Here is a 15,551-nt window from a genome sequence, read left to right on the forward strand (position 1 = left end):
ATATCGATCAATTATATTAAGTCTTTATCGGAAATAATAAGGAAGAGGTTCATGCGACGTAGTTTGAGCTTATTAATACGTGCACTAGGATTGTGTTGTGGTGCCATTTTGACATCGCATTATTCTTTTGCTGCGGTAAACTCAGTTGATGATGAACAACGTCCTAAAATTGCCGTTGTACTTGCTGGTGGAGGAGCAAAAGGGGCAGCACATATTGGTGTGTTAAAAGCTCTAGAAGAAATGCATATTCCTGTTGATATAGTTACTGGCACTAGTATGGGAGCTTATGTTGGTGGGCTTTATGCCGTTGGTATGAGTGCAGACGAAATCGAAAGTTTTATTTACAGTGTCGACTGGAATAGTGGTTATCGAGATCGTGTAGACCGAAGTCAGCGACGCGTACGAGATAAAGAATATGAAGACCGTTATCAGGTGAATACCGACCTTGGTTTAAGGTTTGGAGAAGTACGCTCACCGACAGGAGTAGTTCAAGGACAAAATATGCTGCGCATTTTGCGTGAAACTACAGGAAATCTTGGGCAATTTGATTCATTTGACCAATTAGCGATACCTTATCGTTCTATTGCTACTGATATTGTCGAACTAGAAGAAGTGGTACTTGATAACGGCTATTTAGTCGACGCTATGATGGCAAGTATGTCCGTTCCTGGTGCATTACCTCCGTATGAGCTGAATGGGCATTTATTGGTCGATGGTGGTGTTGTCAATAATATGCCAGTAGAGATAGCTCGGGCGATGGGAGCGGATATTGTTATCGCCGTCGATATCAGTACTGATTACAAAGAGAAAGATGAATTTACCGGCTTATTAACCGTAGCCGATCAACTCTCCAATTATCTCGTACGCCGTAGCACACAAGATCAAGTCGATAAATTACAAAGTGATGATATCTATATTCGCCCTAATGTGGGGCAAATGGAAACCGTTGAGTTTGATAAGATGTCCGAAGCCTTTCAAGCTGGTTACGATGTGACTTATCAGTTGAAATCTAAGTTGGCCCCTTTGCGTTTATCGGGTGCAGATTACCAAAAGTATATTGATAAAAAGCAAGATAAGCGTCAGATGCTTAAATATGGTGATGAACGTGTAGTCGATCAAATTATGATTATTAACAATACTCACTATAGTGATATTTTATTGACTAATCGTTTGGAATTGAAAACTGGCAGAGTACTGAAAACCGCCGAAATTGAAAAAGCAGTGGAGAATTTATACGCACTCGATCGATTCGAACTCATTACTTATCATTTTGAAGAAATTGGAGGCGCAACCATATTAGTGCTTGAAGTTAATGAAAAGTCATGGGGTCCTAATTATCTTGATTTTCGTTTTTTCCTAGAAGATGATTTCAGCACTGTCAGCCAATACGGCATTGGAGTGTCAGCTAATTTTACTAACCTGAACTCTCATGGTGCTGAAATGACGTTTAATGTCGAAATGGGTACCGATAAATTGGTTGAAGCTGAAGTTTATTCCCCGATTTTATCAAGTCAAAAGCTATTTGTGGCTGGAAAGCTCAATTACAATACGCAAAACAGGCATTGGCCTGCGGGTGACTTTGAACATCCTGATATTGAATCAGTGTACGATTTTTTGCCGGTTTCCTATGCTGAATCGATCGCAGAGGTCTCTTTTGGAGTTCAACCCACTTTGTGGCAGGAGTTTCGTATCACGAGTCGGTATACAAAAGGTGATATTGAAGCTTCAACTAATGCATCTGCTGGGCATTTTCAGTATGATCGTTTTGGGCTTTTAGCTCGCTACCGTCTTGATACATTAGATGATTTTGCTTTCCCTACTCGCGGTCTTTTGATTGACTTTGAATATTTATTGTCTAATGACAAAAGCCCACAAGGTTTACTTCAAAATCAATCTGACGAATACGTAAAAGATACGGTCTCTGAAGTATCAGCTCATTTTAAGGGCGCCATTACTCATGAACGTCATACATTGGTTGGACAAACAGAATACAGTTTTGTCGATAGTGACAAGCTGTCGATACCGCTTGATCCTCGTCAGCTGGGTGGCTTTTTGAATTTATCTGGTATCCCTCGGAACAGTATTATTGGTAAAAACTTATTTTACAGCAGCTTAGTTTATCGTTACAAGTGGATGGACAACGACTTTGGCTTGTTTGAAGCACCGGTGTATGTTGGAACTTCTCTTGAATATGGTGGTGTTTGGTCAGATAACGAAGTGAAGTTTAATAAAGTACCACTTTACACTGCTGCATCGGTATTTTTTGGTGTTGACTCGCCGATTGGACCTATCATGTTATCTTATGGTAAAACTGAACATAATTTAGACGCAGTTTATTTGATTATTGGTACTTCGTTTAAATAAGTACATAGTGTAAATGGGGAATGCCAATAGCGCATATTTAACCATAAATAACCTGACTTTAGTCGTAAGTTGCTATGTTGGTCAAAATGATGAGATTTTAATTTAGGGTTAAATTTGCTATTCTGAAGGCCACAGTTTGGCCTCTACGGCGCTGTTTCTCAATCAGAATTGAATGAAAAAATAGGCAATAGAGGGCCAAGTTTCCAAGGATGTTCACTCCTTTACTTTGAAAAATAGTAATTAAAAAGGAGGAACCGCAATGAGAGGAAAAAGTCGTGCTTGAAGCCTACCGTAAACACGTCGAAGAGCGTGCTGCTGAAGGGGTTGTCCCTAGACCATTAGATGCTGAACAAGTTGCTGGACTTGTTGAGCTATTGAAAACGCCTCCGCAGGGTGAAGAAGCATTTATTCTTGATCTGCTCGAAAATCGTATCCCACCTGGCGTAGATGAAGCGGCTTATGTAAAAGCCGGATTCTTAACAGCTGTGGCTAAAGGTGAAGTGGAATCGCCACTAGTAAGTCGAGAAAAAGCTGCTGAGCTTTTAGGTACTATGCAAGGTGGTTACAACATCGCGCCACTTGTTGAACTTCTCGATGACAAGTTGCTTGCGCCTATATCAGTAAAAGCGTTATCTCATACTTTACTGATGTTTGATGCTTTCTATGATGTGGAAGAGAAAGCCAAAGCAGGTAACGTGTTCGCGCAACAAGTCCTACAATCATGGGCGGATGCAGAATGGTTCACCTCGAAGAAGAAAGTCGCGGAACAGATTACTGTTAAAGTCTTTAAAGTTACTGGTGAAACCAACACCGATGACTTGTCTCCAGCCCCCGATGCTTGGTCTCGCCCTGATATCCCAGTACACGCAAAAGCGATGCTGAAGATGGAACGCGATGGCATCGTGCCAGACCAACCAGGCAGCATTGGTCCAATCCAACAAATAGAAGAACTACAAAAAGATGGTATTCCACTTGCCTACGTAGGTGATGTTGTTGGTACGGGTTCTTCTCGTAAATCAGCGACTAACTCAGTGCTGTGGTTTATGGGTGAAGATATCCCATACGTACCAAACAAGCGTACAGGCGGTATCTGTCTAGGTGGTAAGATTGCTCCTATCTTCTATAACACCATGGAAGACTCTGGTGCACTCCCAATCGAACTCGACGTACAGAACATGAACATGGGGGATGTCATCGACATCTTCCCATACGAAGGGGTTGTACGTAAAAACGGTGAAGTGATCTCTAGCTTTGAACTGAGCAAAGTACTGCTTGATGAAGTTCGTGCTGGTGGTCGTATTCCACTTATCATCGGTCGTGGTCTAACAAGCCGTGCTCGTGCATCACTGAGCCTAGAAGACACAGAGCTATTTGCTAAGCCAGTTGACCCTTCAGCTTCTGATAAAGGCTACACACTCGCTCAAAAGATGGTGGGTAAAGCATGTGGTGTTGAAGGCGTACGTGCAGGTCAATACTGTGAGCCGAAAATGACAACGGTTGGCTCTCAGGATACAACTGGTCCTATGACGCGTGATGAGTTAAAAGATCTTGCGTGTCTTGGCTTCTCGGCTGATCTTGTTATGCAATCATTCTGTCACACGTCTGCGTATCCAAAACCAGTCGACGTGAATACGCATCACACACTGCCTGATTTCATCATGAACCGTGGTGGTGTATCACTGCGTCCGGGGGATGGTGTTATCCATTCATGGTTAAACCGTATGCTTTTACCAGACACTGTAGGTACAGGTGGTGACTCGCATACTCGCTTCCCTCTAGGTATTTCGTTCCCCGCTGGCTCTGGCCTAGTTGCGTTCGCAGCGGCGACAGGTGTTATGCCACTGGACATGCCAGAATCGATCTTAGTTCGTTTTAAAGGTGATATGCAGCCAGGTATCACACTACGTGATCTTGTACATGCGATTCCTTATTATGCCATCCAGCAAGGTCTACTTACTGTTGAGAAAGCCGGTAAGATCAACGAATTTTCAGGTCGCGTATTAGAAATTGAAGGTGTTGAGAACTTAACCGTTGAGCAAGCATTTGAACTTTCTGATGCTTCAGCAGAACGTAGTGCTGCTGGTTGTACGGTGAAGCTCTCTCAAGCGTCAGTAGAAGAATATCTCAATTCTAATATAACCATGCTAAAATGGATGCTCTCTGAAGGTTATGGCGATCGCCGCACCATTGAACGTCGTATCATAGCGATGGAAGAATGGCTGGCAAGCCCAGAGTTGATGGAAGCCGATGCAGACGCGGAATACGCGCACATCATCGAAATCGACCTAGCAGATATTCACGAACCAATTCTATGTGCACCAAACGATCCTGATGACGCGCGTCTTCTGTCTGAAGTTCAAGGCACACAGATTGATGAAGTGTTCATCGGTTCTTGTATGACCAACATTGGTCACTTCCGTGCAGCAGGTAAACTGCTAGAGCAATTCGGTGGTCAACTCGATACTCGTCTATGGGTAGCGCCACCAACCAAGATGGACCGCGATCAACTGACGGAAGAAGGCTACTACGGTATTTACGGCCGCGCAGGTGTTCGTATTGAAACTCCCGGGTGTTCGCTATGTATGGGTAACCAAGCACGTGTAGCAGATAAAGCAACCGTCATGTCGACTTCAACGCGTAATTTTCCGAACCGTCTAGGTACAGGTGCAAATGTATACCTGTCTTCAGCAGAGCTTGCTGCAGTAGGCGCTATTCTAGGCAAGATCCCAACCAAGGAAGAATACTTAGAATACGCTAAGCAAATCGATGCGACAGCTGCTGATACTTATCGCTACTTGAACTTCCATAAGATGGAACAGTATACCAAGAAGGCTGATGAAGTGATTTTCCAAGAGCCTGTCTAATTAGACTTAATAGTACAACCTATCTTAGCACCTCGTTCGAGGTGCTTTTTTTATTGGTACAATTCGTTATACTCCGCAGCCAATTTATATCTAGAGGCGAGCTCAATGGAGTTTGAATTTATTCGTAATACTTTGATGGGGGAATACTACGTTAAATGCAGTATGGGTCATGAGATTGTCGGTCGTTGGTTACAAGAAGAAATTGGTAAGGACCCAACTAATATCGCAAACGTTGAAGTTTTAATTGCTCAAGTGCTCACTTCCCCTTCTCAGGAACAGCGTTTAACAGGGGCAGAGATCAGTGTTGTGATTCATGGTGATGAAGTATTGGTACAAGAGAATGTACTTGATCATAAATATGATGTTGAAATCGAAAGTGAGTTTAATTTTTATGACGCAGAAAGTACTGCAAGTTGTGGTATCGAAGATTTTTGCCTTTTGATCAACCAATGGAAAGACTTCTTAAAGAGATAAACTTTCTACATATTGCTGCATATTAGTGAAATAAACGCACCCAAATGGTGCGTTTTTTATATTTTTACGTTGGCTAATTAACATTAATTAAATAACTCAATAACTTAAGTTTTGGCACGTCATTTGGATTGCTCTAAGTGTTTCAGAAAAGAAGCTGCGGAGAGAAGATATGAAAATTATTAATGCCATTATCAAACCGTTTAAGTTAGACGATGTACGTGAAGCGCTTGCTAAGTTAGGGATAGAGGGGATGACAGTTTCAGAAGTGAAAGGGTTTGGTCGGCAAAAGGGGCATACTGAATTGTATCGAGGTGCGGAATATAAAGTTGACTTTCTACCTAAGGTAAAGTTGGAAATCGCTACTCATACCCATAACGTCGAGAGCATTGTTGAGGCTATTACAGCAGCAGCTCAAACAGGAAAAATTGGTGATGGCAAGATTTTTGTGTATGACCTTGATCAAGCCGTACGTATTCGGACAGGTGAAATGGATGCTGAAGCGCTGTAACAACGTAAAGATTGGAGAAATACGATGGAAATAATGACAACAGTAACTGAATTACGCTATGCACTCGATACCTTTTTCTTCCTGATCTCTGGTGCTTTAGTGATGTGGATGGCTGCGGGTTTTGCAATGCTTGAAGCGGGGTTAGTTCGCTCAAAAAATACCACAGAAATCTTAACCAAGAATATATGTTTGTATGCCATTGCTTGTACGATGTTTCTATTAGTTGGCTACAACATCATGTACGTCGATAACAACGAAGGAGGATGGTTACCATCACTTGGGACGTTAATTGGTACCCAAACTGAAGGCGCTGACCATTCTTTGGAATCGGATTTCTTTTTTCAAGTTGTTTTTGTTGCAACAGCAATGTCGGTTGTCTCTGGTGCTGTAGCAGAACGAATGAAACTTTGGTCTTTCTTGATTTTTTCCGCAGTGTTAACTGCTTTTATTTATCCGATTGAAGGTTACTGGACTTGGGGTGGTGGTTTTTTAGCTGAGGCTGGATTTAGTGATTTTGCCGGCTCAGGAATTGTACATATGGCAGGAGCCTCTGCAGCATTAGCAGGGGTCTTATTACTCGGCGCTCGTAAGGGAAAATACGGTAAAAATGGTGAAGTATACCCAATCCCTGGCTCTAATATGCCACTAGCAACATTAGGCACATTCATACTTTGGTTTGGTTGGTTTGGATTTAATGGTGGCTCCCAACTGATGATTTCGGATTTTGAGAATGCAACTGCGGTAGGGCAAATCTTCCTAAACACCAATGCAGCTGCAGCTGCGGGTGCGATTGCTGCTTTACTGGTTTGTAAGACGACATGGGGGAAAGCGGATTTAACTATGATTCTTAATGGTGCGTTGGCAGGTTTGGTTGCTATCACGGCTGATCCACTGTCACCAACTCCTCTTTATGCTGTTGCGATAGGTATAGTGTCTGGGGCATTGGTTGTATTTAGTATTGTTGGTTTAGACAAACTCAAGATCGATGATCCTGTTGGTGCGATTTCTGTTCATGGTGTATGTGGTTTCTTTGGACTTATGGTTGTACCGTTTAGTAATGGTGATGCGAGCTTTACAATTCAATTATTGGGTGCAACTGTGATTTTTGCTTGGGTATTTGGTGCCAGTTTGGTTGTTTGGATGTTATTAAAAGCCACGATTGGTATTCGAGTTTCTGCTGATGAAGAATTGGAAGGAATGGATGTCCACGACTGTGGTATAGGAGCTTACCCAGAGTTTGTTTCAATAAAGTAACGAAGAAATAATTACTTACAAACTTAGTGTTAAAAAACCTGTTTTAGCCAGCAGGTTTTTTTATTGGGTGATTGTTTTCAGGTTGAACATGCATATAATAACGCAACTGAGAAATATTATCATTAGCATGTCCAAAGGATTTTACCATGAAAAAATTGCTAGCTCTTTCAGCGATGACTTGTGTAACGTTTGCTTCTTCAGCAATGGCGACAGAAGAAGTCAACGTATATTCCTATCGCCAACCATTCCTTGTTGAGCCAATGTTTGATGAGTTTACAAAAGAGACCGGCATTAAAGTAAATGTGAAATTTGCGAAAAAAGGCCTGGCGGAAAAGCTAGCCCAAGAAGGAGAATACAGCCCTGCTGATGTTGTCCTCACTACAGACATTAGTCGTCTTGCTGAATTGACGGATAAAGGGCTTGTTCAGAAAGTGGATAGCAAAATCATTGAAGCCAATGTCCCACAACAATATCAAGACAAAGAGAATGAGTGGTTTGCTTTGACGCTACGTACTCGTAATGTTTATTCTTCTCGTGATCGTGTTGGTAAATTAGGTAACGAGTTTAATTATATCGATCTTGCTAAACCAGAATACAAAGGCAAGATCTGTACTCGCAGCGGTAAGCACCCTTATAACGTTTCTCTTGTATCTTCTATGATTGCTCACTACGGTGAAGTGAAGACAAAAGAGTGGTTAGAAGGCGTTAAAGCAAACTTGGCTCGTAAACCACAAGGCAACGATCGTGCTCAGGTTAAAGCTATCAAAGAAGGACTTTGTGATGTGTCTCTAGGTAACAGCTACTACCTAGGTAAGATGGTCAACGACAAAGAACAAAAAGCATGGGCAGATGCGGTTTACATCAATTTCCCGAATCAAGACACCTTAGGTACCCATGTTAACATTTCTGGTATGGCGATGGCTAAATACTCTCCAAACAAAGACAATGCCGTCAAATTGATGGAGTTTTTGACTGGTGACAAAGCTCAGCAAATGTACGCAGAAGTCAACTACGAGTACCCAGTCAAAGAAGGCGTTAAACGCTCTGAGTTGGTAGAATCTTGGGGTGATTTCAAAGCTGATAAGCTTTCTCTTGACGATATTGCATCACATCACGAACAGGCAATTAAACTGTTAGATGAAGTCAAATTTGACCTTTAATTCCATATGGGGGTATAACTACACCCCATTTAATTAAAGCGTATGAGATGTATTTGTAAATGCATTTGTATTTCATAAAGCCTGTACTCTTTAGGCCATAATGAAGAATAAACATCCTGTTTGGAAAACCAGTAGTGGTATGATTACCTTGCTACTGGTTTTGCCGATCTTAGCTATTTTCTATACTGCAATTGGTGATACAGATGGTTTGTTTGCCCATTTGATGTCAACCGTCATGCCAACCTATATCTTCAACACCGTGGCGCTAACGGCTGGTGTGATGGTACTCACTTTAATCTTTGGTATTCCCAGTGCTTGGCTGATGGCGATGTGTAAATTGCCATCTGAGAAATGGCTGCAATGGGCATTGGTACTGCCATTGGCAATGCCTGGCTATATCATTGGCTATATATTTACCGATTGGTTCGACTTTGCCGGTCCAATTCAAATCTTTCTACGAGACTTAACCGGTTGGCAAGCTAGAGAATATTGGTTTCCAGATATACGCACACTAGGGGGCGCGATGCTTGTCTTAGCTTTAGTGCTGTATCCTTATGTTTATCTTCTATGCCGAGCGGCCTTCATGGAGCAAAATGTTGCCTTACTGCAGTCTGCGCGTCTACTGAAATGCTCGCCATGGCAAAGTTTTGTGCGAGTGTCTCTTCCACTTGCGCGCCCTGCGATTGCGGTTGGCCTCTCTTTAGTGGCAATGGAAACCATTGGTGACTTTGGCACGGTCAGTTACTTTGCTCTTAATACGTTAACCACTGCCGTCTATGATACTTGGTACGGCTATGGGGAGCTTTCTGCTGCTGCGAAGATCTCAAGCATTATGCTGATTTTTGTTATCGTGCTACTGTCTGCAGAGCGCTATAGCCGTCGCAAACAGAAGCTTTTCCAAAGTCAATTTAGTCGAGGTGAAGACGTACGTTATGAACTCAGTGGTTGGAAAAAGTGGCTTGCACTTGCATGGTGTTGGGGTTTGGTCTCTGCGGCCTTTATTTTTCCTCTTGGTCAACTGTGCATTTATATTTATCACTATTTTTCGCAAAGTTGGACAGATGAGTTTCGTCAGTTTACCGTCAATAGTTTGTATGTTTCGATTATCGCTGCATTAATAGCTGTGGGCATCGCATTAATTGTTAACTTCTATTATCGTTTGCGTTCAGCACCTATTGCATTGGGGTTCATGCGTTTATCTTCTATGGGTTATGCTGTGCCTGGAACCGTGTTAGCGATTGGGGTTCTAGGAGCTAATTCAGCAGTAGAACATTGGATCAATGACACAGTGAAAGCGATTGGCTGGACACCGCCTGGGCTGTTCTTATCCGGAACAATGTTTGCCATCATTTTTGCTATGATTGTGCGCTTTTCTGCGGTAGCGATTGGCAGTATTGAAAGCAGCCTTGCTAAAGTTTCGCCTTCTCTAGATATGGCTGCGCGCACGATGGGATGTAATCCCAATAAAATGCTATTTAAAGTTCATTTACCTTTGATTCGAAGAGGAGCATTAATTGCTGGGTTGTTAGTCTTTATCGAATCAATGAAAGAGCTGAATGCAGCGCTTTTATTACGTCCATTTAACTTCGAAACCTTGGCGACGTACGTTTATAACTTTGCCTCGGACGAACATCTTGAATTAGCGGCTTTGCCAGCTGTCTTATTGGTTATTGTTGGATTAGTCCCACTTATTGTCGTAAATCGTTCACTGGAGCAAAGTCACTGATGAGTAGTGCATTATCGATTAAAAACCTCACTTGTCAGTACGAGGCTCAAACCGTTTTAGAATCGCTGTCACTGGACGTTGAACAAGGGCAAATCGTTTGTTTACTTGGTGCCAGTGGATGTGGCAAAACAACTTTGTTGAAAGCCATTGCTGGTCTATTACCGTTAAGTTCTGGTCAGATGCTACTGAATGGAATAACCATTGATGATGGACAACATTGGCTACCCCCAGAAGATCGAAATATTGGTATGATTTTTCAAGATTATGCCTTGTTCCCCCACCTAACGGTGGCCGAAAATATCGCATTTGGCTTGAAAAGTGAGGCAGCAGCAGAAAAACGCAACAAAGTTGAGCAAATGCTAGAGCTTGTGCATTTAAAAGGCTATGCCAGCCGCTATCCACACCAATTATCGGGTGGCCAGCAACAGCGTGTGGCGATTGCTCGTTCACTGGCTTATAAACCGGATCTTTTGTTGCTTGATGAGCCTTTTTCTAACATTGACACCCAAGTTCGTCACGAATTGATTCATGAGATCCGTAAGCTGTTCAAAGAACAAGGTGTGACGGCCATCTTCGTTACCCATAGTCGTGAAGAAGCCTTTGCTTTTGCCGATAAAATGGCGGTCATGAATCATGGCATAATAGAGCAATACGGTACGGCTTCTGAGCTTTACTTTGAGCCTTCAAGTCAATTTGTCGCTGACTTTTTGGGGGGAGGAAGTTATTTATCCGCCAAACGTATTTCAGCAACGGAGTATGAAACTCACTTGGGCATTGTGGAAGCTAAAGCACAGCAAGTAATTGAAGTAGGTGGTGATTGTTCGTTATTGCTCCGTCCGCAACAAGTACAGATTGAATTCAGTGAAGAAAGTGGTATACAGATATTGGAGCAGCACTTTATGGGGGATCACTGCCGTTATGTTATTGATGTCAGAGGCAACCGTTTATTGGCGACTGCCAGTCAGCCATTGAATGTGGGCGATTGTGTGGCAGTGAACATTGAAACACATGGAGTGTTGGCTTTTACTCGTGTGTAAGCAATATCTACTTGGTATATATATTTCACGCGTATCCCGAGAATGCCTTGTCGTCTAATCAAGTACCTTAGAATTGACTGGTGTATATAGCCCAGCGTTTAGCTGGGCTCATTCTCTTAGTTAATAGAACCAACGGCTCAATCAATGCTCACGATAAAGATAAAAAGTCTTTAAATTGCTGTAAGACTTCTTCAGCCGTGGCTTTGTTCTGCATTTCTGCAAAGATCCGCAGTAATGGTTCGGTACCTGAAAAACGAGCGATGATCCAACCACCATTTTTAAAGTACACTTTAGCGCCATCTTCATAACTGACTTTTTCAATCTCAAACGCAAACTTTGGTAATTGCTTTTCGATATAGATCTTGTTGAAAATTTGCTCTTTTTGCGCAGGTTTAAATGTGCAATCGCCTTCTGCCATGTAGGCATATCCGTACTTGGTGTAAATCTCATCCAGTAACTCAGACAGCTTTTTACCAGTGACTGAAATCATCTCAACAAGTAGGCTGGAGGCAAATACGCCATCTTTGCCTTTGATGTGGCCACGAATGGTTAAACCACCTGAGCTTTCACCACCAATGAGTGAATCATCTGCTTCCATTTGTGAACTGATGTGTTTGAATCCGACTGGAACTTCAAAGCAGGTTTCACCATAGTCTTGCGCAATTTTATCCAAAAGGTGCGTCGTTGCGATGTTGCGTACGACCGAGCCTTTCCAACCTTTGTATTCCAGTAAGTAGTAATAGAGAAGGATTAACACTTCATTTGGATGAATAAAGTGGCCCTTTTCATCAATGATCCCTAATCGGTCAGCATCTCCATCAGTACCAATACCAATATCGTAGCCTTCTTGTTTGACAAGGTGCATTAAGCGATACAGTGTAGCAGCACTAGGTGATGGCATTAGACCACCAAAATCTGGATTTTTACCATCGTTGATCACATCAACATCACAACGACCATTGATTAAAACAGTTTGTAGCGCATTCTTGGCAACGCCGAACATAGGGTCAATAAGTACGCGCAGATTGGCCGTTTTAATCGCATCGATATCAATAAAGTTAATGATGGAATCAACAAAGTCGTTCATTGGATTGATGACTTTGATGAGTTTATCGGTTATCGCCTGTTCAAAATCGACACTTTTTACATCTTGTAATTTGAGTGTTGCGATTTGTGATTCAATTTTTTGAGTGATGATCTCATCAGCGTCACGCCCACCTTCAATAAATACCTTAATACCGTTGTAATCTGCGGGGTTATGCGAAGCGGTAATGCAAGCCGAGTAGGCACAATTCATTTCTTTGGCTTGAAACATCACGATAGGGGTAGGGACAAATTTGTCGATAAAGCTGACAACAATGCCATTGGCAGCGAGTACTTCTGCAAACCAACGACCTGCTTTATCTGAAAGAAAGCGCCTGTCGTAGCCAATCACAAAGCCACGCTCAGCGACGGACTCTTCATTTGTAATGTTTGCCACCGCTTGTGCGACTAAGCGTACATTGTCTTTAGTGAATTCTTCACCAATGAATGCGCGCCAGCCACCAGTACCAAATTTGATCATGATTAGAACCTCGATAAGGGCAAAGAAATCATTGCCCTTTGTTGTTAGCAAACCGATGTACCGAGATCAAGCTGACCATACATCGGATAAACGTACGGGAATATTCCTAGCTTAATTAACCTAACGTTACGATCACTTCATTGATGGAGCCTTCACTTTGGATCGGAACCGCATTGCCATGAATCGCTTCACCATTTAGAGTGATTGACTTGACGCCTTTACTGACAGAATCTGGGTTATTGACGGTGATGTTATAGGTCGCACCTAGCCATTGACGCGTCACTTCAAAGCTTGGCCATTGAGTTGGAATACAAGGATCAATGGTTAAGCTATTGAAACCTGTACGAATGCCCAAAATAAAGTTGGTTACGGCAAAGTAGGCCCAACCAGAGGTTCCCGTTAACCATGGGTGGTTAGCTCGGCCATAATCTTGATGATCTCTACCCATGATGAATTGCACGTAAGAGTAAGGTTCTGCGATACGTTTTTCGATCATATCGTTTTGGTTGTATGGGTTCAGTGCATCATAGAACTTCATGGCACGATCGCCCCGTCCTAACTTCGCTTCAGCTACCCATGCCCAAGGGTTAGGGTGAGAGAAGATTGCCCCATTTTCTTTTACGCCTTGGTAAACTCGAGTGACAAACCCGATATCATCATTAAGAGTAGAGAATGACGGTGAGTTGAGGTGAAGGCCATATTCGGAGAACAGGTTTTCATCAACTGCATCCATGGCTTTTTCACCACGCTCTTGAGAAACCGCCCCAGAAAGGACAGCGAGTGTATTTGACTCAAGGTGAACACGGCCTTCTTTTTGCTGCGCGGTACCAATTTTGTCGCCATCTTTAGTTAAACCACGGATGTACCAGCCACCTTCTTCATCCCATAGGTGCGTTTCGCAAGCTTCACGTACATTGGCGGCCATTTCGGTATACTTTTCTACATCAGCATGTCGGCCTAAATATTTCGCTAAGTCGATGAATTCTTGTAGCGCCCAAAAATGAAGGAAAGACACCATGGCTGATTCGCCACCGCCTAAGTTTAAGCAGTCATTCCAGTCGGCACGTAAGCCTTTACAAATCCCGGTTTGACCAACGTATTCTGCTGAGAAATCAAGGGCGGCTTTCATATGATCGTATACACTTGCTTCGCCACCATCGGCATAAGGGATAACTTTGTCGAAGAAGTCGTATTCGCCCGTTTCCATAACGTATTTACAAATGGTTGGGACAATCCAGAGGTGATCATCAGAACATGTGTCTTCGATACCATGAATTTTATCTTCATCCGATGGTGTTGGGACTACCGTAGGAGACTTTGAAGGCTTAACGTCTGCTTTTTCTGGATCAAACCAATCTGGATCGAAGAGGTGGAGACCGTAGCCAGCTTTGACTTGTCCACGTAGCAGATCAATGATGCGCTTTTTCGTCATTTGTGGGTTGGCATGAGGAACGGAAATGGCATCTTGCGCTGTATCTCGATAGCCGAGGCCCGTTCGACCACCGACCTCAACAAAGGAAGCAAAGCGCGACCAAACTACACATGTCTCTGCTTGGTATAATGTCCAAGCGTTAATCATGGTGTCTAGACCTTGATTCGGAGACTTAACTTGGAATTTACCACAGCGTTCATCCCAGTGAGCCTTGATACCAGCAAAAGCGTCGTCAATGGCGGTGATATCTTGATACTTAGCACGTAAACGCTCACCATTGCCTTTTCCTACACCCAAGATGTAGGCAAAACGGACTTCTTCTCCTGGTTGCAGGGTAAATTGCTTGTGTAGAGAGCCGCAATGGTTATAACACGTTTGTGCGCTGTTGGAACACTTCCCTTTTTCAACGGCAATTGGATTGGCTTCATCACGATACAAGCCAAGGAAACTGTCCCGTTGACCGTCGTATGAATCAGGGTCGAACGTCGAAGCTAAGTAATAGAAACCCTCGATGTCACTGGTGTTGTAGTACAAATCATACTCAATAACGCCATCGTTGTATGACGTGCCAGCCGAGTATAAAGACATCTGATGGTTTTGGTTATCAGATTGAATATGGCTAAATGAGAATTCCACAAACGAAAATGCGCTAATCGTACGTGGTTTGTCAGACGTATTTTTGATGACAACATCCCAAACTTCAGCATCTTCCCCTTTGGGTACAAAAAGCGTTTTGGTAGCGATAATGCCATTGTACTCACATTTAAAAGTAGAGTAAGACAAACCATGGCGAACTTCATAACTTGCTTCGTCTAAACTCTTTGCAACAGGTTGCCATGAAATAGACCAGTAATCGCCGCTTTCATCATCGCGAAGATAGACGTAATGTCCCGGACGGTCAAAGGTCGCATTCGGGCGGAATTTGCTAACACGGTTATATTCTGGAGAGTTATAAAATGAGTAACCACCAGCATTGTGTGAGATAACCGTACAGAACTTTTCAGTCCCTAAGTAGTTAGTCCACGGAGCGGGAACATCAGGGCGAGTGATAACGTATTCACGATTCTCATTATCGAAGTAGCCGTATTTCATTGGTATTTTCCTTTTTTACCAAAGCTGCCTTTGCAGCCAAAATTCATAGTCGTAGTGTGTAATGCATGCATCAGTG

10 protein-coding genes are annotated in these 15,551 nt (G+C 42.8%); 8 read left to right on the top strand and 2 right to left on the bottom strand.

What is annotated here, in order from left to right; all coding sequences use genetic code 11:
- Nucleotides 1-51 precede the first annotated feature (51 nt).
- The 8 genes from VSA01S_RS00225 to VSA01S_RS00260 all read left to right on the top strand — a co-directional run bounded on the left by VSA01S_RS00225 (nucleotide 52) and on the right by VSA01S_RS00260 (nucleotide 11,387).
- Nucleotides 52-2,364 (top strand): patatin-like phospholipase family protein, encoded by a 2,313-nt coding sequence (locus VSA01S_RS00225; RefSeq protein WP_039979358.1) that lies wholly within the window; start codon nucleotides 52-54, stop codon nucleotides 2,362-2,364.
- Between the two features lie 275 nt (nucleotides 2,365-2,639).
- Complete coding sequence (gene acnB, locus VSA01S_RS00230) at nucleotides 2,640-5,228, top strand: bifunctional aconitate hydratase 2/2-methylisocitrate dehydratase (RefSeq protein WP_039979357.1); 2,589 nt, start codon at nucleotides 2,640-2,642, stop codon at nucleotides 5,226-5,228.
- Between the two features lie 105 nt (nucleotides 5,229-5,333).
- Nucleotides 5,334-5,702 carry a YacL family protein gene (locus tag VSA01S_RS00235; RefSeq protein ID WP_039979356.1) on the top strand — a complete coding sequence of 123 codons (369 nt, stop codon included), beginning with the start codon at nucleotides 5,334-5,336 and terminating at the stop codon, nucleotides 5,700-5,702.
- A gap of 169 nt (nucleotides 5,703-5,871) precedes the next feature.
- The gene (locus VSA01S_RS00240; protein ID WP_039979355.1) at nucleotides 5,872-6,210 is read left to right on the top strand and encodes a P-II family nitrogen regulator; all 339 of its coding nucleotides are present in this window, start codon (nucleotides 5,872-5,874) and stop codon (nucleotides 6,208-6,210) included.
- A 24-nt stretch (nucleotides 6,211-6,234) separates the two neighbouring features.
- Complete coding sequence (locus tag VSA01S_RS00245) at nucleotides 6,235-7,464, top strand: ammonium transporter AmtB (RefSeq protein ID WP_039979353.1); 1,230 nt, start codon at nucleotides 6,235-6,237, stop codon at nucleotides 7,462-7,464.
- A gap of 146 nt (nucleotides 7,465-7,610) precedes the next feature.
- Nucleotides 7,611-8,624, top strand: a complete 1,014-nt coding sequence (locus VSA01S_RS00250; RefSeq protein WP_039979352.1) for a Fe(3+) ABC transporter substrate-binding protein — start codon at nucleotides 7,611-7,613, stop codon at nucleotides 8,622-8,624.
- Nucleotides 8,625-8,724: 100 nt separating this feature from the next.
- Nucleotides 8,725-10,350 carry an ABC transporter permease gene (locus VSA01S_RS00255; RefSeq protein ID WP_039979351.1) on the top strand — a complete coding sequence of 542 codons (1,626 nt, stop codon included), beginning with the start codon at nucleotides 8,725-8,727 and terminating at the stop codon, nucleotides 10,348-10,350.
- Nucleotides 10,350-11,387: an ABC transporter ATP-binding protein gene (locus VSA01S_RS00260; protein ID WP_039979350.1), complete on the top strand. Its 1,038-nt coding sequence runs from the start codon at nucleotides 10,350-10,352 to the stop codon at nucleotides 11,385-11,387. Before VSA01S_RS00255 ends, VSA01S_RS00260 begins: the two co-directional genes overlap by 1 nt.
- Before the next feature lie 148 nt (nucleotides 11,388-11,535).
- On the opposite strand, the gene VSA01S_RS00265 is transcribed toward VSA01S_RS00260, so the two are convergent.
- Together VSA01S_RS00265 and VSA01S_RS00270 are read right to left on the bottom strand one after the other, a co-directional pair.
- Nucleotides 11,536-12,951 carry a phosphoglucomutase/phosphomannomutase family protein gene (locus tag VSA01S_RS00265; protein WP_039979349.1) on the bottom strand — a complete coding sequence of 472 codons (1,416 nt, stop codon included), beginning with the start codon at nucleotides 12,949-12,951 and terminating at the stop codon, nucleotides 11,536-11,538.
- 115 nt (nucleotides 12,952-13,066) lie between these two features.
- Nucleotides 13,067-15,475 (bottom strand): glycoside hydrolase family 94 protein, encoded by a 2,409-nt coding sequence (locus VSA01S_RS00270; protein WP_039979348.1) that lies wholly within the window; start codon nucleotides 15,473-15,475, stop codon nucleotides 13,067-13,069.
- Between the last annotated feature and the right edge of the window lie 76 nt (nucleotides 15,476-15,551).

This window comes from Vibrio sagamiensis NBRC 104589, assembly GCF_007990935.1.
Classification (GTDB): domain Bacteria; phylum Pseudomonadota; class Gammaproteobacteria; order Enterobacterales; family Vibrionaceae; genus Vibrio; species Vibrio sagamiensis.

Coding starts and splice junctions, on each gene's coding strand:
- VSA01S_RS00225 (WP_039979358.1), top strand. CDS start 52: ATGCGACGTAGTTTGAGCTTATTAATACGTGCACTAGGATTGTGTTGT.
- VSA01S_RS00235 (WP_039979356.1), top strand. CDS start 5,334: ATGGAGTTTGAATTTATTCGTAATACTTTGATGGGGGAATACTACGTT.
- VSA01S_RS00240 (WP_039979355.1), top strand. CDS start 5,872: ATGAAAATTATTAATGCCATTATCAAACCGTTTAAGTTAGACGATGTA.
- VSA01S_RS00245 (WP_039979353.1), top strand. CDS start 6,235: ATGGAAATAATGACAACAGTAACTGAATTACGCTATGCACTCGATACC.
- VSA01S_RS00250 (WP_039979352.1), top strand. CDS start 7,611: ATGAAAAAATTGCTAGCTCTTTCAGCGATGACTTGTGTAACGTTTGCT.
- VSA01S_RS00255 (WP_039979351.1), top strand. CDS start 8,725: ATGAAGAATAAACATCCTGTTTGGAAAACCAGTAGTGGTATGATTACC.
- VSA01S_RS00260 (WP_039979350.1), top strand. CDS start 10,350: ATGAGTAGTGCATTATCGATTAAAAACCTCACTTGTCAGTACGAGGCT.
- VSA01S_RS00265 (WP_039979349.1), bottom strand. CDS start 12,951: ATGATCAAATTTGGTACTGGTGGCTGGCGCGCATTCATTGGTGAAGAA.
- VSA01S_RS00270 (WP_039979348.1), bottom strand. CDS start 15,475: ATGAAATACGGCTACTTCGATAATGAGAATCGTGAATACGTTATCACT.